Source organism: Amycolatopsis cihanbeyliensis, from assembly GCF_006715045.1.
Taxonomy (GTDB): Bacteria; Actinomycetota; Actinomycetes; order Mycobacteriales; family Pseudonocardiaceae; genus Amycolatopsis; species Amycolatopsis cihanbeyliensis.
The window spans coordinates 3,066,724-3,088,747 of record NZ_VFML01000001.1; the positions used below are offsets into that span (position 1 = coordinate 3,066,724).

21 protein-coding genes are annotated in these 22,024 nt (G+C 70.0%); 12 read left to right on the forward strand and 9 right to left on the reverse strand.

Annotated features, from left to right (window positions below):
* Positions 1-48: 48 nt before the first annotated feature.
* Positions 49-516 carry a MarR family winged helix-turn-helix transcriptional regulator gene (locus FB471_RS13635; RefSeq protein WP_141998401.1) on the forward strand — a complete coding sequence of 156 codons (468 nt, stop codon included), beginning with the start codon at positions 49-51 and terminating at the stop codon, positions 514-516.
* A 291-nt stretch (positions 517-807) separates the two neighbouring features.
* A complete protein-coding gene (locus FB471_RS13640; RefSeq protein ID WP_246076395.1) occupies positions 808-2,166 on the forward strand; it encodes a PucR-like N-terminal domain-containing protein in 1,359 nt (452 codons plus the stop codon).
* A gap of 9 nt (positions 2,167-2,175) precedes the next feature.
* Here the strand turns inward: FB471_RS13640 and FB471_RS13645 are convergent, their stop codons facing one another.
* Complete coding sequence (locus tag FB471_RS13645; RefSeq protein ID WP_246076396.1) at positions 2,176-2,958, reverse strand: Abi-alpha family protein; 783 nt, start codon at positions 2,956-2,958, stop codon at positions 2,176-2,178.
* A gap of 172 nt (positions 2,959-3,130) precedes the next feature.
* On the opposite strand from FB471_RS13645, the gene FB471_RS13650 reads away from it, so the two are divergent.
* Complete coding sequence (locus tag FB471_RS13650; RefSeq protein WP_170220801.1) at positions 3,131-4,324, forward strand: amidohydrolase family protein; 1,194 nt, start codon at positions 3,131-3,133, stop codon at positions 4,322-4,324.
* On the opposite strand, the gene FB471_RS13655 is transcribed toward FB471_RS13650, so the two are convergent.
* Positions 4,270-4,497, reverse strand: a complete 228-nt coding sequence (locus FB471_RS13655) for a hypothetical protein (RefSeq protein ID WP_141998406.1) — start codon at positions 4,495-4,497, stop codon at positions 4,270-4,272. The genes FB471_RS13650 and FB471_RS13655 overlap by 55 nt on opposite strands.
* A gap of 113 nt (positions 4,498-4,610) precedes the next feature.
* Between FB471_RS13655 and FB471_RS13660 the strand changes: the two genes are divergently transcribed.
* The 4 genes from FB471_RS13660 to FB471_RS13675 are packed head-to-tail and all read left to right on the forward strand — an operon-like array spanning position 4,611 to position 7,617.
* Positions 4,611-5,480 (forward strand): helix-turn-helix domain-containing protein, encoded by an 870-nt coding sequence (locus tag FB471_RS13660; RefSeq protein WP_141998408.1) that lies wholly within the window; start codon positions 4,611-4,613, stop codon positions 5,478-5,480.
* Complete coding sequence (locus tag FB471_RS13665) at positions 5,477-5,662, forward strand: DUF397 domain-containing protein (protein WP_141998410.1); 186 nt, start codon at positions 5,477-5,479, stop codon at positions 5,660-5,662. The genes FB471_RS13660 and FB471_RS13665 overlap by 4 nt, the downstream gene beginning before the upstream one ends.
* Before the next feature lie 42 nt (positions 5,663-5,704).
* The gene (locus FB471_RS13670; protein ID WP_141998412.1) at positions 5,705-6,346 is read left to right on the forward strand and encodes a DUF1707 SHOCT-like domain-containing protein; all 642 of its coding nucleotides are present in this window, start codon (positions 5,705-5,707) and stop codon (positions 6,344-6,346) included.
* 38 nt (positions 6,347-6,384) lie between these two features.
* Positions 6,385-7,617: a serine hydrolase domain-containing protein gene (locus tag FB471_RS13675; RefSeq protein WP_141998415.1), complete on the forward strand. Its 1,233-nt coding sequence runs from the start codon at positions 6,385-6,387 to the stop codon at positions 7,615-7,617.
* 16 nt (positions 7,618-7,633) lie between these two features.
* Here the strand turns inward: FB471_RS13675 and FB471_RS13680 are convergent, their stop codons facing one another.
* Positions 7,634-8,113 carry a DinB family protein gene (locus tag FB471_RS13680; protein WP_141998416.1) on the reverse strand — a complete coding sequence of 160 codons (480 nt, stop codon included), beginning with the start codon at positions 8,111-8,113 and terminating at the stop codon, positions 7,634-7,636.
* A 152-nt stretch (positions 8,114-8,265) separates the two neighbouring features.
* Between FB471_RS13680 and deoC the strand changes: the two genes are divergently transcribed.
* The 3 genes from deoC to FB471_RS13695 are packed head-to-tail and all read left to right on the forward strand — an operon-like array spanning position 8,266 to position 11,515.
* Positions 8,266-9,219: a deoxyribose-phosphate aldolase gene (gene deoC / locus FB471_RS13685; RefSeq protein ID WP_141998418.1), complete on the forward strand. Its 954-nt coding sequence runs from the start codon at positions 8,266-8,268 to the stop codon at positions 9,217-9,219.
* A 3-nt stretch (positions 9,220-9,222) separates the two neighbouring features.
* Positions 9,223-10,656, forward strand: coding sequence for an aldehyde dehydrogenase family protein (locus FB471_RS13690; protein WP_141998420.1), 1,434 nt, complete (start codon positions 9,223-9,225; stop codon positions 10,654-10,656).
* Positions 10,649-11,515, forward strand: coding sequence for an aldehyde dehydrogenase family protein (locus FB471_RS13695; RefSeq protein WP_141998422.1), 867 nt, complete (start codon positions 10,649-10,651; stop codon positions 11,513-11,515). The genes FB471_RS13690 and FB471_RS13695 overlap by 8 nt, the downstream gene beginning before the upstream one ends.
* Positions 11,516-11,519: 4 nt before the next feature.
* On the opposite strand, the gene FB471_RS13700 is transcribed toward FB471_RS13695, so the two are convergent.
* Genes FB471_RS13700 through FB471_RS13715 form a run of 4 tightly spaced genes read right to left on the reverse strand, consistent with a single transcriptional unit; the run spans position 11,520 to position 15,631 of the window.
* Positions 11,520-12,347 carry a carbohydrate ABC transporter permease gene (locus tag FB471_RS13700; RefSeq protein ID WP_170221007.1) on the reverse strand — a complete coding sequence of 276 codons (828 nt, stop codon included), beginning with the start codon at positions 12,345-12,347 and terminating at the stop codon, positions 11,520-11,522.
* Positions 12,348-12,355: 8 nt separating this feature from the next.
* Positions 12,356-13,291: a carbohydrate ABC transporter permease gene (locus FB471_RS13705; RefSeq protein WP_141998426.1), complete on the reverse strand. Its 936-nt coding sequence runs from the start codon at positions 13,289-13,291 to the stop codon at positions 12,356-12,358.
* A complete protein-coding gene (locus tag FB471_RS13710) occupies positions 13,288-14,634 on the reverse strand; it encodes an ABC transporter substrate-binding protein (RefSeq protein WP_141998428.1) in 1,347 nt (448 codons plus the stop codon). The genes FB471_RS13705 and FB471_RS13710 overlap by 4 nt, the downstream gene beginning before the upstream one ends.
* Complete coding sequence (locus FB471_RS13715) at positions 14,627-15,631, reverse strand: zinc-dependent alcohol dehydrogenase family protein (protein WP_141998430.1); 1,005 nt, start codon at positions 15,629-15,631, stop codon at positions 14,627-14,629. Before FB471_RS13715 ends, FB471_RS13710 begins: the two co-directional genes overlap by 8 nt.
* A gap of 141 nt (positions 15,632-15,772) precedes the next feature.
* Here FB471_RS13715 and FB471_RS13720 point away from each other — a divergent pair, with 141 nt between their 5' ends.
* Positions 15,773-16,741: a sugar-binding transcriptional regulator gene (locus tag FB471_RS13720; RefSeq protein WP_141998432.1), complete on the forward strand. Its 969-nt coding sequence runs from the start codon at positions 15,773-15,775 to the stop codon at positions 16,739-16,741.
* Positions 16,742-16,816: 75 nt separating this feature from the next.
* Here the strand turns inward: FB471_RS13720 and FB471_RS13725 are convergent, their stop codons facing one another.
* Positions 16,817-19,336, reverse strand: coding sequence for a DEAD/DEAH box helicase (locus FB471_RS13725; RefSeq protein ID WP_141998434.1), 2,520 nt, complete (start codon positions 19,334-19,336; stop codon positions 16,817-16,819).
* 146 nt (positions 19,337-19,482) lie between these two features.
* Between FB471_RS13725 and FB471_RS13730 the strand changes: the two genes are divergently transcribed.
* Positions 19,483-20,742 (forward strand): primosomal protein, encoded by a 1,260-nt coding sequence (locus FB471_RS13730; protein WP_141998437.1) that lies wholly within the window; start codon positions 19,483-19,485, stop codon positions 20,740-20,742.
* Here the strand turns inward: FB471_RS13730 and FB471_RS13735 are convergent.
* Positions 20,736-21,929 (reverse strand): MFS transporter, encoded by a 1,194-nt coding sequence (locus tag FB471_RS13735; RefSeq protein ID WP_141998439.1) that lies wholly within the window; start codon positions 21,927-21,929, stop codon positions 20,736-20,738. The genes FB471_RS13730 and FB471_RS13735 overlap by 7 nt on opposite strands.
* Positions 21,930-22,024 lie beyond the last annotated feature (95 nt).

A 22,024-nucleotide genomic window follows, 5' to 3' on the forward strand; every position in this document is an offset into this window, starting at 1 on the left:
CGTTTGACTGGCAAACGAAATACGATGGGACCTGCCTAGACTGTGCGCATGGATCCTGGGACCGACGACCTGACGCCCGCCCGGTTGCTGCGCCTGCCGAGCTGGCTGCTGACCCAGTCGGCGATGCACGCCCATCGCCAGGTGGGCTCCGGGCTGGCCACGGTGGGCGCCCGTGGCTACCACTACCGGCTACTGGCGACCCTGGAGGAGTTCGGACCGGCCAGCCAGGCCGCCCTCGGCCGCCGCAGCGGGATCCACGTCAGCGACATCGTGGCGGCCGTGAACGAACTCGCCGGGGACAAGTTCGTGGAACGCGCGCCCGACCCCGCCGACCGGCGACGCAACATCATCACCATCACCCCGGCCGGGCGGCGCAGGCTACGCAAGCTGGACCGGCAGCTGGCCCAGGTCCAGGACGAGCTGCTGGCGCCATTGTCGGCCGCGGAACGCGGTCAGCTCACCAACCTCCTCGGCCGAATCCTGGACCACCACCAGGAAAGGCCGGACGAAAGATGAAAACCCCTCGGAATCGGGCGGATCGTGGGATTTGCCGGGCCGGCAACAAATGACACCCGGTCGACCGGTGCCCCATTTGTCACCACCACAACAAGGCCTCACCCGAACGGGTGGCACAACCCGGGACGGTAACGAAACAGCAGGTGTACGGGAGCTGAATCTGTCACCCGATTCGGTGATCATCCTCGGCCCTGCCCGTTCCCGCAGGGCAGCCGATTGACACGAGTTACGCGAAAAATCTAGGTTGATCGTCCCCGCATAAACGCTGTTCCGACAACCTAGGAAACAGACATGACGACCAGTGTCTCCGGCATGCGTGACGATGAGCGGGCATCGTTCCAATTAGGGAATATCCACGGTTCCGGATTATTTTCCGGACAACCGGGGGTGCTCGACCTCGCGCCGCGGGCAGGCGAGCAGGCCCCGGCGGCCGGGCGCACCCGGACCGCCGCCGAGCTGTGGGGTCGCGTGCCGCGCGCGTTCGCTCAGGAGTTCCGGCCGTACACGGACCGGCTCGCCGAGGACATCAAACGGGAGGTACAGAGCTGTGTTCCGGCCTACGCGCGGCCCCTCGACGGCCGGTTCGGCGGCATGTTCCTGCGTGCCGTGCACACGGCGATCGAGCATTGCCTGCGGAGCGTGGGCACGGCGGGCGGTGGCGGCGCGGTCGACCCCGGCTCCACCGAGGTGTTCCGCGAGCTCGGCAGGCTGGAGTTCGTCCTCGGCCACGGGGTGGACAACCTGCAATCCGCCTACCGGATCGGTGGCCGGGTCGCCTGGCGGCACGTGGCCGGTTTCTGCCGGGCGGCCGGAATCTCCGCCGATCTGCTGTGCGTGGCGGCGGAAGCGATCTTCGCCTTCGTCGACGAGCTGTCGGCGATGTCGATCGACGGCTACACGGCCGCGCGAGCGGAGCACGCCGGGGCGCTCGAACACCAGCGGCAGCGGCTGATCCGGCTGATCCTCGCCGAGCCCGCCACCCCGGCCGCCGCGATCACCGAGGCCGCGGCCGGAGCACGGTGGCCGGTGCCGGACACCGTGCACGCCGTGGCACTCCAGCCCCGCGAGTCGGGCCGCCCGGCACCGGACCCGGCGTTGCCGGGGGATGTGCTCGCCCGGCTCGACGGCGCAGGACCCTGCCTGGTCACCGCGGACCCGGAACGGCACCTTGCCGAGGCGGGCACCGAGCTGGCCGGATGGCGGGTGGCGGTGGGCCCGCCGGTGCGCCTCACCGGGGCGCGAGACTCGCTGCGCCTCGCCCGCCGCACGCTGGACCTTGCCGACCGTGGTCTGCTTCCGGACGCGCCCGTGCTGTGGAGCCGCGAACACCTGGCAACCCTGTGGCTGACGATCGACGCCGGCCTGATCGACGCCCAGCTGGAGCGCTGCCTCGCCCCGCTGCGGGCCGTCGGCCGCAAACAACGGACCCGGCTGGCCGCCACCCTGCTCGCCTGGCTTTCCAGCCGGGCCAACGCACCGGAGCTCGCCGAACGTCTCGGGGTGCACCCGCAGACCGTCCGGAGCAGGCTGCACCAGATCGAGGAGCTGTTCGGCGACCGGATCAACGACCCGGCCGAACGGTTCAACCTGCTGATCGCGCTCAGGGCACAGCGGCTACGTAGTGGCGCGGACGCCCCGGGTAGTGCGTGAACGGGCGCGTCAGCCGCCTCCGCTACCACCGCCGGGGTCGCAGGCCCGCCAGAAACTGGACCCCAGCGCGGAAAGTCGCACCGTGTGCCGGAGGAACCTGGCTCGCCGGACGGACTGCTCCGCGGCCCGCACCACCTCGTCGGTCAGCAGGATCTCGTACTGCGTCTCCAGCTCCGGTTCCTCGTCGCCGATATCGGTGAGGCCGAGACCGGTCAGCCGGGTGAGGTAGCTGGGCACGTGATCGGGCAGCGACACCCCCGCCGCCTTGCCGACGGTGGAGGCGTTGCGCAGCACGATCCGCCCCGTCCCACCGAGGCTGGTGCGCTCGGCGACGTCGATCAGCGGGAACGGCGTTCCGTCCGCGAGTGCGGCGAGGATCCTGGCCTCGTCCGGGGTGAGCTGCCGCAGGATCACCGCGTAGAGGTACTCCCGTGCCCGCTCCTTGCCGAAGCCGAGGGACCGGTTCAGCAACTCCGCCATGGCCGAGCGCAGTGGCTCCGGCCGCTGGTCGTCCCGTGCGGGCACCACGGCGACGGTGTCGGCGATCTCCATGCCCTGGTTGCCGTTGCCGGTGTGCTGCGTCATCGCCGAGGCCTGGCTCAACGCGGTGAGGTACGGATCGTCCACCCGGTCCAGCCGCCTGCGCAGCTCGGTCAACGCGGCGCGCTCGACGGAACGAATTCCGCGCTCGGCGGCATCGGCGCCCGGCAGCCGTTTGCCGAGCGAGTAGCTCGTCCGCGCCGCCCAGTTCGCCAGCCGGCCTGCGCGGCGTGCCAGGTTCTCGGAACTCACCACGCTCCTCCCCTCGGGCCGGCCCTGATGCTACCCGCCGGTACGCGGCCCGGCATGCCCCGGACCACTGCTCTCGGACAAGAGTTGTGCGCCGAATCGAGAGCGCCGATCTCGTGATCATTGCTCTCGTTTTGGTTCGGTGATCCGATCTGTGGCTGCCAACATGAAAGGCATGACTGGGAAACCCGCGCGGACCGTGCTCACCGGAGGCTGTGTGCTCGAGGTGGAATCCGGCGAGATCGTCCGCGCGGAGGTGCTGGTCGAGGATGAGCGGATTCGCACGATCGGCGAGGTGCTCGATGCGGCCGGGGCGGCGAGGGTGGACTGCACCGGCGGGCTGCTCGTTCCCGGCCTGATCGACTGCCATGCGCATATCGCCTTCCCGCAACCCGGGGACGCTCCGCGCAGTGCCCGCCTGTTCGAGGCCGCGGCGGTGCTGCGCACCCTGCTCGGCCGCGGGGTGACCACCGTCCGGGATGCCTGGGGCGCCGACTCCGGGTTCCGGCTCGCGCTGGAACAGGGCTGGATCACCGGCCCGGACCTGCTGCTGAGCCTGCGCCAGCTGTGCACCACCGGCGGTATCGGCGACCCGTGGAACCCGCGCACCGGCTCGGTGGACGCGCTCGGCGACCCGGCCCTGCCCGAGCCGGTGTTCGACGGCCCGGATGCCGCGAGGGCCGCGGTGCGCCGGATGGTCCGCGCGGGTGCGGATTGGATCAAGCTCGGCGCGAGCGGCGCGATGAGCGAGGGCGACCGGGTGCACGACGCGCTGGTCACCGCCGCCGAGGTGCACGCGGTGGTGGACGAGGCCGAGCGGCAGGGCGGGCGGCCGGTGATGGTGCACGCGCACGGCGCGCGACCGGCCGAACTCGCGGCACGGGCGGGAGTGCGCAGCATCGAGCACGGCGTCTGGCTGGACGCGGCGGCGGTGGCCGCGATGGCCGAGCACGGTTGCTGGTATGTCCCCACCCTGACGCCGATCGGGCGGCAGCCGGAGGCCGCCGAGGCGCACCGCGCGTCCGTACGCCGGGCGCTGGAGGCGGGCGTGCCGATCGCCGCGGGCTCGGACCGGGCGCGGCGCGGGGACGGCGACCTGCTGGCCGAGTTGCCCGCGCTCGCCGGGGCCGGGCTGGGCGCGGCCGGAGCACTGCGGGCGGCCACGGCGGAGGCTGCCCGGCTGCTACGGCTGGACGACCGCGGCCGGATCGCCACCGGGTTGCGCGCCGATCTGGTGCTGCTGCACGGCGAGCACCTCGACCTGACCGACCTCGCCGACCGGATCCGCGCGGTATGGCAGGCCGGGCGGCTCGCCTACCGGCCGGAGAACACGCCGCCCCGCTCGAATTCCCGTGCGATCTCGCAGTAGTCCACCACCTGCCCGAAATGGTCGACCAGCGGCCGTATCTTCTCCTCCGGCCAGTCCAGTGTGTCCGGATCGCCGTCCTCGTATTCCGGCGGATCGATCGCGATGGTGAGCCTCCAGGTGGCGTAGCACCCGGAGATGGACCAGCTCTGCCGTTTCGGCGTCTTCGATGTCATTGCCTAACCGTCCGGCCACGCCAGCCGGTCACGCAAACCTCCTTTTCGGGTGACACCCCTGCCGTGACCAGGTGGCAAGGGCCGATGGTGGGGCAACGGGAAGGGAGCGGCCCATGGCACGGCGAAAAGGCATCTCCATCCGGCAGCGCCGGGTGTCCGCACAGCTGCGCGCGCTGCGCACCGCGCGGCGGCTGAGCTGCAAGGACATCGCGGCGGCTCTGGGCTGGTCGGAGAGCAAGGTGAGCCGGATGGAGACCGGGGAGCGCGGCCTGTACGCCGATGACGTGGCCGCGATTCTGGGATACCTCCAGACACCGGCGGCCATCCGGAACGAGTTGCTGGAGCTGGTCCGGGACGGTCAGGAACGAAACTGGCACGAGATCCACGGCAAGCTGCCGACCAACTGGCGGGACCTGATCCGCTTCGAGAACGAGGCCACCGCCATCCACAACTATGAGTCACTGGTGATCCCCGGCATCGCCCAGACCCCGGAGTACTCCAGGACCGTCATCCACGGCGCCAACCCGAGGCTGACCGGGAACGAGGTGGAGACCCTGGTCGCCGCCAGGGCCACCCGCCAGGTCATCCTCGGCAGGCGACCGGCGCCCTCGGTGCACCTGATCCTGGACGAGATGGTGCTCCAGCGACCGGTCGGCGAGCCGGAATTACGGCGAACCCAGTTACATCACCTGCTCTCTCTCGGAGAACGGCGCAACGTCACCGTCCAGGTCGTACCGTTCACCGCAGGAGCGCATCCCGGGCTAGAAGGTCCGTTCGTGCTACTGGAGTTCGTCAACGAACCGACTCTTGTCTACGCCGAGAACCGACGAGCGAGCAGTTTCTTGGAAGAAGAAGAACACGTCGAGCGTGTTAGAGTTGCCTGGCGCGGGCTAGATGCCGTTGCGCTGTCACCCGAGGACTCCGCCCGGCTGATTGCCAACGTGGCTGGCGAACTGAACCAACCCGAGGAGCCGCCGTCATGACTGCCCCGGACCTGTCGCAGGTCATATGGCGTAAGAGCAGTTTCAGCACCAGCGAGGCCAACTGCGTGGAGGTGGGGTTCGCGCCCGGCGCCATTGCCGTCCGGGACACCAAGGACCGCGACCGCGGCACCCTGGCCTTCCCCGCCGCGAGCTGGGCAGCCTTCCTGCGGACGCAACGCTGATTCCCGCACCGGGTGATTCACCGGCACGCTAGGGTGAGCCCCGTGACTGAGCAGCCCGGCCTTCCCGATCGGCGACAGCTCCGCGCCTCGGACGCGGACCGCGAGCGGGTCGCCACCTTCCTGCAGCAGGCCATGAGCGAGGGCCGCATCACCACCGTGGAGCTGGAGGAACGCCTCGGCGCGGTGTACGCGGCCAAGACCCTCGGCGAGCTCGAACCGGTCACCCTCGACCTGCCCGGTGCCCAGCCGCCCGCGGTCCAGCACAACCAGGGCACGGGGAGCCAGGCACCGGACCGGATCGGTGGCGAACCGGGGTCGAAGGCCTCGATCGCGCTCATGTCCGGCGCCGACCGCAAGGGCCGCTGGGTGGTCCCGCACCAGCACAACAGCTTCGCCTTCTGGGGCGGCATCGACATCGACCTGCGCGAGGCCCGGTTCGCCGAGAAGCACAGCACGATCAACGCGGTGGCCATCATGGGCGGGATCAGTATCGTGGTGCCGGACGACATCATCGTCGAGGTCTCCGGGATCGGGTTCATGGGCTACTTCGGCATCCAGAACCGGGGCGAGGTGGCCGATCCGCATCCGGACGCACCACGGGTGAAGATCACCGGGCTGGCCTTCTGGGGTGCCGTCGACGTCATCCGCAAACCACGAAAGAAGCGCAAGCAGCTCGAGGAGTAGACCGCTTCCCGAGCGGACTGACCTGGGGGTCGCCAACCATGCGTCAGATACTCCGCAGATGCGCCGTCGTGCTCACCTGCTCCACCCTGCTCACCAGCGTGCTGAGCACGGGCGCGGCCACCGCCGCCCCGGAGAAGGACCAGGTCCAGGAGTTCATGGACCGGACCGTCGCCGCCGGTGTTCCCGGCGTTTTCGCGGTCACCAGGGACGGCGACCGGCGCTGGCGCGGCAGCAGCGGCGTCGGCGATGTGCGCACCGAACGCGAGCCCTGGACCGGCGGCCGGTTCCGGATCGGCAGCGTGTCCAAGACGTTCACCGGCGCCCTGGTGCTCCAGCTGGCAGGCGAGGGCGAGTTCGGCCTGGACGACACCATCCAGGAGCACCTTCCCGGCCTGCTGCCCTACGACGAGCCGATCACCATCCGGCAGCTGCTGCAGCACACCAGTGGCCTGCCGCGCGACCTGCCCCCGGAACACACCTGGGAGAGCGCCGAGGAGATCGACACCGAACGGTTCGCCAGCTTCACCCCGCGCGAGGTGGTGAAGCTGTCCGCCAGCCAGCCGCTGCGGTTCCGGCCCGGTACCGACTGGGCGTACTCCAACACCGGGTTCGCCGTGCTGGGCCTCCTGGTCGAAGAAGTCACCGAAACCTCGCTGAAGCGGGCACTGCGGCACCGGATCCTCTGGCCACTCGGGCTGCACGACACCTGGCTGCCAGGGGACTTCCCGTTCCTGCCGCTGGCGGCCACCCGCGGCTATGAGCAGCTGTACGCCCCCGAACGCGGGCTGACCGATGTCACCACCTACAACTACAGCCGCTTCTTCGGCATCGGCAACGTGGTCTCCAGCGCGCAGGACGTGAACCATTTCTTCCGCGCGCTGCTCGGCGGCAAGCTGCTGCACCCGGACATGCTGGCGCAGATGAAGCGGACCGTCCCGGCGCCAGGGCCGAACGGCGAGGAAACCGGTCTGCGCTACGGGCTCGGCCTGATGGAGTTCGACCTCGGTCGCATCTGCCCCGGCGCCGAGCCGGTGCGGGGGCACGGCGGTGACCTGCCCGGGTTCGGCACCTGGAGCTGGCACGACGAGCGGGGGACCAAGCAGGTCACCACGGCGATCAACAAGAATCTCTCCGCGGGTCCGCAAGCCAAGGGCATGCATCAGCTCGCCGCGTTCGCCGAGTTCTGCCGGGTACCCACACCACCGACCACGCTGACCACGGCGCCGGTCGCCCCGCTGCCCAGCCTGGGTCCGGTGCCGGCCATCCCCTGAGACGTGGTCTCGGAACTCAGTCGGCAAGTACCTGCTCGCGCAGGATGTCGGCGTGTCCGCAATGGTGGGCCAGCTCCTTCAGAACCTGCAGGTACACCCAGTGAAGGGTGCGCGGTCCGGCCCGGTGGCCGGTCACGACGGCGTCCAGTGCCAGGTCCGCGACCGCCGCCCTGGCCGTGGCGCAGGCTTCCCGGTGGGCCGCCGTGACCGAGGCGATGGTGTCCTCGTCGGAGAGCCGGAAGGACTCGTCCGGACCCTGGACCAGGCCGAGCTCACGGCGGGACGTGCCGCCCACGCACTCCTCGAACCACACCCGCTGCATCCACGTGACGTGCTTGAGCAGCCCGAGCAGCGTCGTCGCCGACGAGACGAGCCGGCGGCGGGCCTGTCCCTCGGTGAGACCCTCGAGAGTCGCCTCAATGGCACCGCGATACTCCTCGATGAAGGCATCGAGCTGGGTGCGCTCGTCGTCCAGCGGCACATCGAACGAACCCATTCAGAGTCTCCTGTTCTCCCGGCTCCTGCCACCCGAATCGGGAGAAAGCTAATCAGTACCGCAGGCCACGGTGAGCAGCGGGCACTGTGGGCCGCCCAGCCGCACTGACCAGCGACATCACGGGCCATGGCCAGGCCGGTTAGGCTCGGTGCATGACCTCATCCACCTTGCCTGCCGGGCTCGCGGACGCCACCCGCGACGAGGCGAGCCTGCGGCGGTTCCTGCACGGGCTGCCCGGCGTCGACCAGGTCGGCGTCGAGCAGCGTGCGGCGGGCCTCGCCACCCGCAGCATCAAGAAGGCCGCCAAGCTGTGGGCGATCGACACCGCCATCTCCATGGTCGACCTGACCACGCTGGAGGGCGCCGACACCCGGGGCAAGGTGCGGGCGCTGGCCGCCAAGGCCCGGCGCCCTGACCCGGACCGGCCGGACACCCCGCGGGTCGCCGCCGTATGCGTGTACCCGGACCTGGCGGCCACCGCGGTGCGGGCCGTGGCCGGCAGCGGGGTCGAGGTGGCCAGCGTGGCCACCGCCTTCCCCTCCGGCCGCTCGGCCCGCTCGATCAAGCTGGCCGACGTCGCGCTGGCCGTCGACTCCGGGGCGGGCGAGGTGGACATGGTGATCGACAGGGGCGCGTTCCTCGAGGGCCGCTACGGCGAGGTGTTCGAGGAGATCCAGGAGATCAAGGCGGCCTGCGGCGACGCCCACCTCAAGGTCATCCTGGAGACCGGCGAGCTGGCCACCTACGACAGCGTGCGCCGGGCTTCCTGGCTGGCGCTGCTGGCGGGCGGGGACTTCATCAAGACCTCCACCGGCAAGGTCTCCCCCGCGGCCACGCTGCCGGTGACGCACGTGATGCTGCAGGCCGTCCGGGACTGGTACACCACCACCGGGGAGCTGCGCGGAGTGAAACCGGCGGGCGGGATCCGCACCACCAAGGACGCCATCCGGTACCTGGTCGCCGTGCACGAGGTCGCCGGCGAGGAGTGGCTGACCCCGAAACTGTTCCGCTTCGGCGCCTCCAGCCTGCTCAACGACCTGCTGCTGCAACGCCGTACCCAGCTCGACGGCCACTACAGCGGCCCTGACTACCTCACTCTGGACTGAGCCATGCCTGCTTTCGATTACGCCCCGGCCCCGGAGTCGCGGGACATCGCGAACCTCAAACCGAGCTACCGGCCGTTCATCGGCGGCGAGTTCGTCACCGGCTCCGGCGAACCGCTGAAGACGCTCAACCCGGCCACCGAGGAGGTGCTGGCCGAGGTCGGCACGGCCTCCGCGGCCGATGTGGACACCGCGGTGCAGGCCGCGCGCAAGGCCTACGAGCGCACCTGGAGCAGGATGCCGGGTGCCGAGCGGGCCAAGTACGTCTTCCGCATCGCCCGGCTGATCCAGGAACGCTCCCGGGAGCTGGCCGTGCTGGAGAGCTTGGACAACGGCAAGCCGATCAGGGAGTCCAGGGACGCGGACGTGCCGACCGCGGCGGCGCACTTCTTCTACCACGCGGGTTGGGCGGACAAGCTGGACTATGCCGGGCTCGGCCCGGATCCCCGGCCGCTGGGCGTCGCCGGTCAGATCATCCCGTGGAACTTCCCGCTGCTGATGCTCGCCTGGAAGATCGCGCCCGCGCTGGCCACCGGGAACACCGTGGTGCTCAAACCGGCCGAGACCACCCCGCTCACCGCACTGGTGTTCGCGGAGATCTGCCAGCAGGCCGAGCTGCCGCCCGGGGTGGTGAACATCGTGCCGGGCGCTGGCGACACCGGCGCCGAGCTCGTGAACCACCCGGATATCGACAAGATCGCGTTCACCGGCTCCACCGAGGTCGGCAAGCTGATCCAGCGCTCGGTCGCCGGCACCCGCAAGAAGCTCACCCTCGAGCTCGGTGGCAAGGCCGCGAACGTCGTTTTCGACGACGCCCCGCTGGACCAGGCGGTCGAGGGCATCGTGAACGGGATCTTCTACAACCAGGGGCATGTCTGCTGCGCCGGGTCGCGGCTGCTCGCCCAGGAGTCCGTTGTGGACGAGCTGCTGGCGAAGCTTCGGTACCGGGTCTCCACGCTGCGGCTCGGCGACCCGCTGGACAAGAACACCGATATCGGCGCGATCAACTCCGCCGAGCAGCTCGCCAGGATCCGCGAGCTGACCGAGTCCGGCGAGGCCGAGGGCGCCGACCGCTGGACCAGCCCGTGCCCGGTACCGGAGCGCGGGTTCTTCTTCGCCCCCACGGTGTTCTCCGGGGTGCAGCAGTCGATGCGCATCGCCAGGGAGGAGATCTTCGGCCCGGTGCTGTCGGTGCTGACCTTCCGCACCCCGGACGAGGCGGTCGCCAAGGCGAACAACACCCCCTACGGCCTGTCCGCGGGGATCTGGACCGAGAAGGGCTCCCGGATCCTGTGGATGGCCAACCAGCTGCGCGCCGGCGTGGTCTGGGCGAACACGTTCAACCGCTTCGACCCCGCCGCGCCGTTCGGTGGGTACCAGGAGTCGGGCTTCGGCCGCGAGGGCGGCCGCACCGGTCTGGAGGCTTATCTCGATGCCTGACAGGGTTTCTGTGGCGAAGACCTACAAGCTCTACATCGGGGGGAAATTCCCCCGCTCGGAGTCCGGCCGGGTATACCCGGTGCACGACGCCAAGGGCCGGTTCCTCGCCAACGCCGCGCACTCCTCGCGCAAGGACGTGCGGGACGCGGTCGCCGCCGCGCGCAAGGCGTTCGCGGGCTGGTCCGGGGCCACCGCCTACAACCGGGGCCAGGTGCTGTACCGGGTGGCCGAGATGTTGGAGGGTAGGCGGGAGCAGTTCGCCGGTGAGGTCGCCGCCTCGGAGGACATCCCCGCGCGCAAGGCACAGTCCGCTGTGGACACCGCGATCGACAGGTGGGTGTGGTACGCGGGCTGGACCGACAAGATCGCCACCGTGCTCGGCGCGGCCAACCCGGTGGCCGGGCCGTACTTCTCCTTCACCGTCCCGGAACCCACCGGGGTGGTGGCGATCCTCGCGCCGCAGCGGTCCTCGCTGCTCGGCCTGGTGAGCGTGCTGGCCCCGGTGCTGGCCGCGGGCAACACCGCGGTCGTGGTCAGCAGCGCCGACCGCCCGCTGCCCGCGATCACCCTTTCCGAGGTGCTGGCCACCGCCGACCTGCCCGGTGGCGTGGTCAACATGCTCACCGGGCGGGCCGCGGAGCTGGGCTCCTGGCTGGCGGCGCACGCGAACGTGAACGCCCTGGACCCCACCGGGGCGGAGCCTGTCGAGCGCGGCGAGCTGGCCAGGCTGGCCGCGGGCACGGTCAAGCGGGTGCTGACCGTGCCCGAGGACGAGCCGGACTGGACGCAGCGCCCGGACCTCGGCAGGTTGCGGACCTACCTGGAGCCGAAAACCGTCTGGCACCCCATGGGCGTGTGATCCGCTACTTCACCGCGCCCATGGACAGGCCGCGCACCAGGTGGTTCTGCGCGAACCAGCCGACGATCACCACCGGCAGCGAGGCCATCAGCGCCGCCGCCGAGAGCTGGGCCCAGTACAGGCCCTCGCTGGTGATGAAGCCGACCAGGAACACCGGCACGGTTCCGGACCTGGCCGCGGTGAGGTTGACCGCGTAGAAGAACTCCGTCCAGGAGAAGATCACGCAGATCAGCGCGGTCGCCGCGATCCCGGGCGCCACCACGGGAAGGATCACCCTGCGCAGCAGGGTCGGCAGGTTCGCGCCGTCGATCCGGCCCGCCTCGATCATCTCCTGCGGCACCTCGAGGAAGAAGGAGCGCATCATCCACACCGCCAGCGGCAGGTTCATCCCGGTGTACAGGATCACCAGCGCCCACACGTTGTCCAGCAACTGGACGTTCTGCGAGATCACGTACAGCGGGATGATCGCGGCCACGATCGGCAGCATCTTGGTGGAAAGGAAGAAGCCCAGCGCGTTGCTGGTCCAGCGGATCGGCGAGATGGACAGCGCGTAGGCCGCGGGAACCCCGAGCGCGAGCACCGCCAGGGTGGACACCACGGTGACGAAGGCCGAGTTCCCGAGGTAGGGCAGGAAACCGCGTTCCAGGACACCGGCGAACTGTTCCAGCGTGGGGGTGAAGAACAGGGTCGGCGGGTCGGTGTACGCGGCGGACTCGGTCTTGAACGAGGTCAGCAGCATCCACAGCAGCGGGAACACGAACAGGATCGCGACCAGCCAGGTGAACAGCGTCAGCGCGGAGCCACCGAGCCTGCCGCGCAGTGAGGTTCGCATCGCCATCGTCACTTCACCCCGCCCTTCACGTCGAACGTCCGGAACATCAGCCGCAGCGCGAAGGTCGCCACGATCAGGGTCAGCACCACCACGATGACGCCCATCGCCGAAGACTGGCCGATGTCGAAGCCCTGGAATGCGCGCTGGTAGATGTAGAACGGCAGGTTGGTGCTCGCCGTGCCCGGGCCGCCCTGCGTCATCAGGTAGATCGCGTCGAAGCTGTTCACGATGTAGATCGCCCCGAGCAGCGCCGCGAGTTGCAGGTACCGGCTCAGCTGCGGCAGGGTGATCGACGCGAAGGTGCGCCAGCGGCCGGCGCCGTCCACCTGGGCCGCCTCCAGCACCTCCCTGGACTGACCCTGCAGGCCGGCCAGGATCAGCAGGGCCATGAACGGTGTCCACTGCCAGATGATCTGGGTCATCACCGCGGCCAGCGGGTACTCCGAGAGCCAGTCGGTGCTGCCGCCGAGGACGAAGTTCAGCAGCCCGTAGGTCGGGTCGAACATCGTGGTCTTCCACAGCAGCGCCCCGGCCGCGGGCAGGATCAGGAACGGGGTGATCAGCAGGGTGCGCACCACGCCGCGGCCGAGGAACTTCCGGTCCAGCAGCAGGGCCAGCCCCAGCCCGACGGCCATGGACAGCAGCACGCAGAGCACGGTGATCAGCACGGTGTTCAGCATCGCGCCGCGGAACTGGCTGTCCGCGAACACGTCCACGTAGTTGCTGAACCCGACGAAATGCTGCGAGCCGGGACGCACCAGGTTCCAGGACTGGAACGAGTAGAACACCGTGAGCAGGAAGGGAACCTGGGTCACGACGATGGTGAACAGCAAGGCGGGCAGCAGCGGCGCCCTGCGCTTCCACCCGCCGCGCGAAGGGCGGGACGGGGTGGTACGAACCGGGCTGCTCGCGGCCCGCGGCGCGGCCGGTGCTGTCGACGTCATTGGGTCTCCCGGTAGGACTCACCGACGGTCTCCGCGTATCGCTGGGACTGCTCCAGCGCCTCGTCGACGGAGATGCGCCCGGCGATGGCGGCCGAAAGCTGCTGGCTCACCCGGGTTCCGAGGTCCTGGAACTCGGGGATGCCGACGAACTGGATGCCCGGGTAGGGCACCGGTTCGGTCATCGTCTCCTGCTGGTTGGCATGCCGGATGCCGTCCAGCGTCGGCTGGGCGTACGCCCGCGCGGCCTCGCGGTACTCCGGAATGTCGTATGTGGACTGCCGGCAGCCCGGCGGCACACTGTTCCAGCCGAACTCCTCGCCGACGGTCTGCACGAACTCCTTGTTCGTCATCCAGCGCATGAAGCTCCACGCGTCCCGCTTGTTCTCGGTGACGGTGGGCATGGCCAGCGCCCAGGTGTAGAGCCACCCGCTGGCCTCGGTGTGCCGAACCGGCGCGGCGACGTAACCGGACTTCCCCGCGACCTCGCTGCTGGACGGGTCCTCGTTGGTCCCGGCCATCACCGTCGCGTCGTACCACATCGCGGCCTGCCCCTGGCCGTACCGCGTGCCGCACTCGGTGAAGCCGGCGCTGGAGGCGCCGACCTCACCGTGCTCGCGGACCAGGTTCACGTAGAACTCGGTGGCCGCCCGGAACTCGGGTGAGTCGAGCCGGGCATTCCATTGCTCGTCGTACCAGCGGCCGCCGAAGGTGTTCAGCACCGTGTTGAACGGCGCGAGACTCTCGCCCCAGCCCGGCTTGCCGCGCAGGCAGATCCCGGCGACCCCGGCTGCGTCGTCGTCGAGTCTCGCGGCGAACTCGGCGATCTGCGTCCAGGTGGGGTGCTCCGGCATGGTCAGCCCTGCCTGCTGGAACAGGTCCTTGCGGTAGGCCACGAAGGAGGACTCGCCGTAGAACGGGACCGCGTACATCGAGCCCTGGTAGGAAAGGGACTCGCGGATGCTCGGGATGAAGTCGTCCGGATCGTAGCCGGGGCTGGCCTCGATATGCGGCCGCAGGTTCTCCAGCCAGCCGTTGGCCGCCCACTGCGGTGTCTCGTAGTTGCTGATCATCACCACGTCGAACTCGCCGCCCTGGGTCGAGGTGGAGGCGGTGATCTTCGCGCGGGCCTGGTTCTCCGGCAGGGACACGAACTTCAGCTCTACCCCGGGGTTGTCCCGCTCGAACCGGTCGGACAGCTCGATGGCGTCGTTCATCTGCGGGTTGGCCACGATCGCGATCACCAGGGTGCGCCCGCCGGCCCCCAGCGCCCCGGCACCGGCGCACCCGGTGAGCAGCAGCACCACCCCGAGCAGCGCCGTGGCCAGCCGGGTTCGCCTAACCATCCTGTGCCCCGGGCACGACCTGCACCTTCATGCCGCCGCCGCTGCGCATCAGCGACAGCGCGTCGGCGAACCGGTCCAGCGGCAGGGTGTCGGTGAGCAGGCTGCCCGTGTCGATCATGCCCTTGGCGACCAGGTCGAGCGCGGCGCCGTAGCTGTGCAGCACCGCCATGGAGCCGACCACGGTGATCTCGTCGTTGTAGATCCGGAACGGCGAGAGGGCCACCCTGGCCTCCTCCGGCGCCACCCCGAACACCAGCAACCTGCCGCCGCGACGCAGCGAGTCGAAGGCGGCCTCGATGGCGGGCACGGCCCCGGTGCAGTCGGCCGCGGCGTCGAACCGCTCCCCGTCCAGCTCGGCGACGTCCCCGGCCACCGCGCGGGCGCCGAGCTCGGCGGCCCGGCCGAGCCGGGCCAGGTTGCGGTCCACCACGGTGACGGCGGCCCCGGCGCGCTGCAGCAGCTGCTGCATGATCAGTCCCATGGTTCCGGCGCCGACCACCAGGAACCGCTCACCCGCCTCGACGCCGACCCTGCGCACCCCGTGCACCGCGCAGGAGACCGGCTCGACCAGCGCGCCCTCCTGGAAGCTGAGGTGGTCCGGCAGCCGGTAGCAGGTGGATGCCGGTACGGCGACGTACTCGGCGAACGCGCCGTTCACGGTGTCACCGGTGGCTCCCCAGTTCTCGCACAGGTTGCCGTGTCCCGCCCGGCACGGATGGCAGTACCCGCAGAACAGCGAGGGGTCGACCGCGACCCGGTCGCCGACCCGCCAGCCGCCCGGCACGTCCCCGCCGATCTCCACGATCTCCCCGGCGAACTCGTGGCCGGGCACGATCGGGTAGGGCGTCGGGGGGAAGTGACCGTCGGCGATGTGCAGGTCGGTGCCGCAGATCCCGCAGGCCCCCACTCTCAACACCACCTCGCGGTCACCGGGCTTGGGGTCGGGCACCTCACCGACCCTGATCGAACCCGGCTCGTCGATGATCGCGGCCCGCATGCCACCACACCTCTCTGTTACCTAGCTGAGCCGTGTTGCTCATCTGAGCACCGAAACGTGCTCGGCGTCATGCTGAGCATTGAAAATCTCCAGTGTTGGTTACGTCAACCTTTCCGAGGGTTTTCCTGCTAAAGTGCTCACATGAGCAAGAAGCGAGGTGCCCAGGGACTGGATCAGAGCGTGCAGGCGGCGTCGATAGCCCGGCGCTTCTACGTGCTGGGCCAGTCCAAGATCGAGATCGCCGAGGAGTTCGGGATCAGCCGGTTCAAGGTGGCCCGGATCCTCGACACCGCGCGGGAAACCGGTCTCGTCCGGGTGGAGTTCGACCTGCCGGCCCCGGTCCAGCTCGACCTTTCCGACGAGTTGCGCACGGCGTACCGGCTGGACCGGGCCCTGGTGCTCGAAAGAGCGTCCACCGAGGAGTCCCGGCCGGCACTGCGGCGCCGGATCGGGGCGCTCGGCGCGGAGCTGCTGAGCGAGATCGTCACCGAGAAGGACGTGATCGGGCTGTCCTGGGCCCGTTCGGTGAACGTGATGACCGAGGCGATCCGCTCGCTACCGCCCTGCCCGATCGTGCAACTGTGCGGAGTGCAGGCGGGGATGGACATGCACGACCGCTCGGTGGAGACCGTGCGCAGGCTGGCCACCGTCTCCGGCGGGGACCCGTACCCGATCTACGGGCCGCTGGTCCTGCCCGACCGGCGCACCGCCGACATCCTGCGCGGGCAGCCAGGGATCGCCGAGACCTTCGGCCGGTTCCGTGACCTGACCAAGGCCGTGGTGAGCATCGGGGCGTGGCAGCCCGGCGAGTCCACTGTGTACGACTCGCTACCGGAGGCGCAGCAGGAGGCGATCAGCGAGCGCGGGGCCAAGGCCGAGGTCGCCGCCCAGCTGTTCGACGCGCGGGGAAACGCGCTGTCCACCGGGCTCGCCCACCACGTGCTGGCGATCAGCGCGGAGGAGCTGCTGCGCATACCGGAAGTGATCGCCTTCGGTTACGCCGCGCCGAAGGCCGAGGCCGTGGCCGCGGTGCTGCGCTCCGGGATGGTGACCACCCTGATCACCGAAGCGGAGACCGCCGAGTTGCTGCTCGGCCTCGCCTCCGGCTGAGCGTGCGGCCGTCGTGGCGGGCGAACTCGCGTACGCGAACGGCAAACTCGCGCGCGTGAGCGGCAAACACGATGGTCAGAGTTGGTCCACGCGGGTGACCCGGAGTACGGCGGCGCCCGCCTCGTCGGAGGCGGCGAGGTCGACCTCGGCACTGATGCCCCAGTCGTGGTCGCCCTCGGGGTCGTCCAGGATCTGGCGGACCCGCCAGACGCCGGTGTCCCGCTCGATCAGCAGCAGGGCGGGGCCGCGGGCGTCCGGGCCGGTGCCGATCTCCTCGTGCTCGTCGAAGTAGTCCGCCAGCGCGTCCTCCCAGGCTTCGGCGTCCCAGCCGGAGCCGGCGTCCAGCTCGCCCAGCTCCGCGTAGGCCTCCCTGGCCGCCAGCTCCACCCTGCGGAACATCTGGTTGCGCACCAGCACCCGGAACGCCCGCTCGTTCGCGGTGACCGGCGGCGGGCCCTCGGGTAGCGCGGCACGCGCCTCCTCCCGCTCGTCCGGGTGCCGCAACGCCTCCCACTCGTCCAGCAGGCTGGAGTCCACCTGGCGCACCAGCTCGCCGAGCCACTCGATGAGGTCCTGCAACGGCTCGGTCTTCGCCTCGTCCGGCACGGTGTGCCGCAGCGCGTCGTAGGTGTTGGCGAGGTACCGCAACACCAGACCCTCGGAGCGGGCCAGCGAGTAGAAGTTGACGTACTCGGTGAAGTTCATCGCGCGCTCGTACATGTCGCGCACGACCGACTTCGGGGAGAGCGCGTAGTCCGCCACCCACGGATGCCCCTGCCGGTAGGTCTCGTAGGCGGCGTGCAGCATCTCCTCCAGCGGCTTCGGGTAGCTGATCTCATCCAGCAGCGCCATCCGTTCCTCGTACTCGAGGCCCCGCGCCTTCATCTCGGCGACCGCCTCGCCGCGCGCCTTGAACTGCTGCTGGGAAAGCACCGGTCGCGGGTCATCCACGGTGGATTCCACAATGGATACGACATCCAGCGGGTAGCTCGGGGACCCGGCGTCCAGCAGCTCGATCGCGGCGAGCGCGAACGGGGAAAGCGGCTGGTTCAGCGCGAAGTCGAACTGCAGGTCCACGGTGAGCCGCACGTACCGGCCTTCCGCGTCCGGCTCGGGCAGCCGCTCCACCACCCCCGCGGCCACCAGCGCCCGGTAGATCGCGATCGCGCGCAGGATGTGCCTGCGCTGCGCGGGCCGGGACTCGTGGTTGTCCTCCAGCAGGTGCCGCATGGCGTCGTAGGCGTTGCCCGGCCGGGAGATCACGTTCAGCAGCATCGAGTGGCTGACCTGGAAGCTGGAGGCCAGCGGCTCCGGGTCGGCGGCGATCAGCTTGTCGAAGGTGCTCTCGGTCCAGTTGACGAACCCCTCCGGCGCCTTCTTCCGGACGATCTTGCGCTTCTTCTTCGGGTCGTCCCCCGCCTTCTCCAGCGCCTTCGCGTTCTCCACCACGTGTTCCGGCGCCTGCACCACCACGTAGCCGTCGGTGTCGAAGCCCGCGCGACCTGCCCGGCCCGCGATCTGGTGGAACTCGCGCGCCTTCAGGTGCCGCTGGCGTACCCCGTCGAACTTGGTCAACGCGGAGAACAGCACCGTCCGGATCGGCACGTTGATCCCGACGCCGAGGGTGTCCGTGCCGCAGATCACCTTCAGCAGGCCGGCCTGCGCGAGTTGCTCCACCAGCCTGCGGTACTTCGGCAGCATCCCGGCGTGGTGCACCCCGATCCCGTGCCGCACCAGCCTGGACAGCGTCTTGCCGAAACCGGCCGAGAACCGGAAGTCGCCGATCGCCTCGGCGATCGCGTCCTTCTCCGCCCTGGTCGAGGGGTTGATGCTCATCAGCGCCTGCGCCCGCTCCACCGCCGCGGCCTGCGCGAAGTGCACGATGTACACCGGGGCCTGGCCGCCGGACAGCAACTCCGAGATGGTCTCGTGCATCGGGGTCAGCGCGTACCGGAAGGTCAGCGGCACCGGGCGCTGGGCCGAGGTCACCACCGCGGTGGACCGGCCGGTGCGCCTGGTCAGGTCCTTCTCGAAGAAGGACACATCACCCAGGGTCGCCGACATCAGCACGAACTGCGCCCGTGGCAGCTCCAGCAGCGGCACCTGCCAGGCCCAGCCGCGGTCCGGCTCGGCGTAGAAGTGGAACTCGTCCGCCACCACCTGGCCCGCCGGGGCGTCCGCACCGTCGCGCAACGCGATGTTCGCCAGGATTTCCGCCGTGCAGCAGATGATCGGGGCATCCGCGTTGACGCTGGAGTCGCCGGTCATCATGCCAACGTTGTCCGCGCCGAAGACCTCGATCAGGTCGAAGAACTTCTCCGAGACCAGGGCCTTGATCGGCGCCGTGTAGAAGCTCCGCAGGCCCCGGGCCAGTGCCGCGAAGTGGGCACCGACCGCGACTAAACTCTTGCCCGATCCGGTCGGGGTGGAGAGGATGACGTTAGCCTCCGACACGACCTCGATCAGCGCCTCCTCCTGCGCCGGGTACAGCTCGATGCCGCGCCCGGCGGTCCAGGTGGAGAAGGCGTCGAACAGTGCATCGGGCTCGGGGTCGGCGGGCAGCAGTTGAGTAAGTGAGGAAGTCGCGGAAGTCATCGTGTCCTAGATCGTGCCATCCCCGGCGCGAGACACGAGGGGTGATCGCGGCCGATGAGCGGAACCCGTAGGCTTCGACGCAGGCGCGCTCGGGCCAGGGAAACACTCTCGCACGTGCGCACGGCGCGGTAAACCGGAGGGTCGTAATGGCACAGGACATCATCCCGATCGAACTCGGGCTCCCACAGGGTGACCTGGTGACGTTGTGGGCCCCGCGCTGGCGGGAGGACGGCGAGGAGTGGGAGGCGTTCCTCGGCGACGACGAGGACTTGTACGCGTTCCCGGACGCCGCGCACCTGGCCGCGTTCGTCCGAACGGCCGAACAGCATGACCTGATCGACCACCCGGCCTGGCGGGTCGTCCCCGCGCTGAACGTGCCCGAGCTCATCCCGGACGACGACCACTCCTACGACCTGGTCGGCGTACCCGAGCTGGTCTCGGAGCAGCCCGACTCGTGGACGATCGGGGAGCTCGCCGAGATCGTCGGCATCGTGCGCTCGCTCGCCGATGTGTGCGAGCTGGACGAGGTGCACGAGGTACTCGACTCCTGCGAGGGCTTCTCGCTGCTGGAACAGGGCAGGCTGCCGTTCACCGGCCGCGAGGGCGAGCGGCTGTGGACCGACCTCTCCGGGGCGGTCTCCGAGAAGTGGGACGTCGTGCTGGACGCGGTTGACCAGCTGGTCACCGTCCCCGGTGTGGACGCGGCCACCCTGGAGGAGACCGCGGAGGAGCTGGCCGCCTTCCACGAGGAGTCCGCCGAGTCCGAGGCGGGCGTCGAGTCCAGGGACGACGATCTGGACACAGTGGACGAGCCCGAGGACGACGAGGCCGAGGAGGACGAGGAGCCCACGGGCTTCTGGGTCGAGGTCGGTATCGATCCGATTAAGATCGTGACCCCGGAGAAGGAGTACTACACCCTGCGCTGCTACCTCGACGACGAACCGATCTTCCTCGGTTCCGGTGGCGAGATCGACGTGTTCGGCTCGCCGAAGGCGCTGGCCAGGCGGCTCGCCGACGGCAAGGAGTTCGCCGACACCGACCTCGCCGAAGTGTCCACATGGGACGAGGTGCTGACCAAGGCGACCGCGGGCGAGCTGGACCTCGAGGTCGACCAGGACAACACCTACGTGCTGGCCGGGCTGGACGAGGACATCGCCGAGGGCATCGACGCGATCGACCCCACCCAGTTCGAGCTGGCCGTCGAGCTACTCACCGACGCGGCGGACTGGGCAGGCGACGACTCGGTGTCCACCGCGCTGGCGACCTCGGAGAGCCTCGGCTGGCTGGTGTCCTTCGTGCTGAAGCCGGACCCCACCCGGCTGGCGCCGAGCCCGCCGTTCGACGCCGAGCAGGGCGCGTGGCGCAAGCTGGTGGAGTCGTTCGAGGACCGGCTGCGGGTTCACTGAGCACCGGAAGAAGACTCCGAACGCACCGGCACCAACCGGACCGCGAGCACCGGGAACGCCGCCACCAGCGCGAACGCGAGGGCGTAGCGGGACTCACCGATCACCAGCCCGAGCAGCGGCGGGGTGAGTGCCGCGGCCAGGTTCTGCGCGGTGTTCTGCGCGCCCATCGCCCGGCCGGCCCAGGACGCCCCGGCCAGCTCCGCCGAGGCGGTGAAGCCGAGCCCGTTGTCGCTCACCGTGATCACCGCGGCGAGCGCCAGCGCGAGCGGCACCAGCCACGGCAGGCTCGCGTCGCCGAGCGCCAGCAGCGACATCACCGCGGCGCTGGCGACCGCCAGCAGCCGCATCGGGCGCAGCCTGCTGCCCGCCCGGTCCGACCAGTAGCCCGCGGCCAGCCTGCCCGCGGCGCCGAGACCCTGCACCACGGCGAGGAACCAGCCCGCCGCCTGCGGGCTCCAGTCCCGGACCGCCACCAGGTACACCGGGGCGAAGGCGGAGATCGCGAACTGTGGCACCACCAGCAGCGCACTCGCGCCGTGCAGCCGCCACAGCGTGGCCTCGCGGTACGGCGAGGCCGACCGGCCCGTGCCTGATTCCGGCTCCGGCCGGGGCGGGTCGATGACCAGTGCGGCGACCAGTACCGAAACCAGCACCGCGAGCCCGGCCGGCAGCAGCAGCGCGGCCCGGAAACCCCACTGCTCGGCCAGCGCGGGCAGGGTGAGTGCGGCCAGGCCCACCCCCAGCGGCTGCGCGGTCTGCCGGACACCCATCGCCAGCCCGCGCTCGGCCGCGGTGAACCAGCCGAGCACCACCCGGCCACTCGCCGCGTTCACCGAGGCGGTGCTCGCCCCGGCCAGCAGGAACAACCCGAGCAGCAGGCCGACCGGATGGCTGCCGACGGACGCGAACCCCAGCAACAACCCGGATACGCCCAGCCCGGCGGCCATCACGATCCGCTCGCCGTAGCGATCCGTGACCGCTCCCCAGGCGATCAGGGTCAGCAGCAGCCCCGCGCTGGGCGCGGCCACCACCGCGCCGACCGTGGCCAGCGAGAAGCCCTCGGCCGCGCGCATCGCCGGGGCGAGGAACGGCAGGCCGTAGAGGAACGCGCAGCTCGCCGTCTGCGCGGCGAGGCCGAGCCCGAGTACCAGCCAGCGCCGGCAGGCCGGGGCGGCGGGCTCCACCATGGCACTCCCAGAATATAGGACAAATTTCCTACATTCTGGAGATTACTTTGCATAGCTAACCGACACAAGCGGTAGTGGCGGGAATTACTGATCGG

Excerpts from the sequence above, each read along its gene's own strand:
- FB471_RS13635 (WP_141998401.1), top strand. The coding sequence starts at position 49 with ATGGATCCTGGGACCGACGACCTGACGCCCGCCCGGTTGCTGCGCCTG.
- FB471_RS13640 (WP_246076395.1), top strand. The coding sequence starts at position 808 with ATGACGACCAGTGTCTCCGGCATGCGTGACGATGAGCGGGCATCGTTC.
- FB471_RS13650 (WP_170220801.1), top strand. The coding sequence starts at position 3,131 with ATGACTGGGAAACCCGCGCGGACCGTGCTCACCGGAGGCTGTGTGCTC.
- FB471_RS13655 (WP_141998406.1), bottom strand. The coding sequence starts at position 4,497 with ATGACATCGAAGACGCCGAAACGGCAGAGCTGGTCCATCTCCGGGTGC.
- FB471_RS13660 (WP_141998408.1), top strand. The coding sequence starts at position 4,611 with ATGGCACGGCGAAAAGGCATCTCCATCCGGCAGCGCCGGGTGTCCGCA.
- FB471_RS13665 (WP_141998410.1), top strand. The coding sequence starts at position 5,477 with ATGACTGCCCCGGACCTGTCGCAGGTCATATGGCGTAAGAGCAGTTTC.
- FB471_RS13675 (WP_141998415.1), top strand. The coding sequence starts at position 6,385 with ATGCGTCAGATACTCCGCAGATGCGCCGTCGTGCTCACCTGCTCCACC.
- FB471_RS13680 (WP_141998416.1), bottom strand. The coding sequence starts at position 8,113 with ATGGGTTCGTTCGATGTGCCGCTGGACGACGAGCGCACCCAGCTCGAT.
- deoC (WP_141998418.1), top strand. The coding sequence starts at position 8,266 with ATGACCTCATCCACCTTGCCTGCCGGGCTCGCGGACGCCACCCGCGAC.
- FB471_RS13690 (WP_141998420.1), top strand. The coding sequence starts at position 9,223 with ATGCCTGCTTTCGATTACGCCCCGGCCCCGGAGTCGCGGGACATCGCG.
- FB471_RS13695 (WP_141998422.1), top strand. The coding sequence starts at position 10,649 with ATGCCTGACAGGGTTTCTGTGGCGAAGACCTACAAGCTCTACATCGGG.
- FB471_RS13700 (WP_170221007.1), bottom strand. The coding sequence starts at position 12,347 with ATGCGAACCTCACTGCGCGGCAGGCTCGGTGGCTCCGCGCTGACGCTG.
- FB471_RS13705 (WP_141998426.1), bottom strand. The coding sequence starts at position 13,291 with ATGACGTCGACAGCACCGGCCGCGCCGCGGGCCGCGAGCAGCCCGGTT.
- FB471_RS13710 (WP_141998428.1), bottom strand. The coding sequence starts at position 14,634 with ATGGTTAGGCGAACCCGGCTGGCCACGGCGCTGCTCGGGGTGGTGCTG.
- FB471_RS13715 (WP_141998430.1), bottom strand. The coding sequence starts at position 15,631 with ATGCGGGCCGCGATCATCGACGAGCCGGGTTCGATCAGGGTCGGTGAG.
- FB471_RS13720 (WP_141998432.1), top strand. The coding sequence starts at position 15,773 with ATGAGCAAGAAGCGAGGTGCCCAGGGACTGGATCAGAGCGTGCAGGCG.
- FB471_RS13725 (WP_141998434.1), bottom strand. The coding sequence starts at position 19,336 with ATGACTTCCGCGACTTCCTCACTTACTCAACTGCTGCCCGCCGACCCC.
- FB471_RS13730 (WP_141998437.1), top strand. The coding sequence starts at position 19,483 with ATGGCACAGGACATCATCCCGATCGAACTCGGGCTCCCACAGGGTGAC.
- FB471_RS13735 (WP_141998439.1), bottom strand. The coding sequence starts at position 21,929 with ATGGTGGAGCCCGCCGCCCCGGCCTGCCGGCGCTGGCTGGTACTCGGG.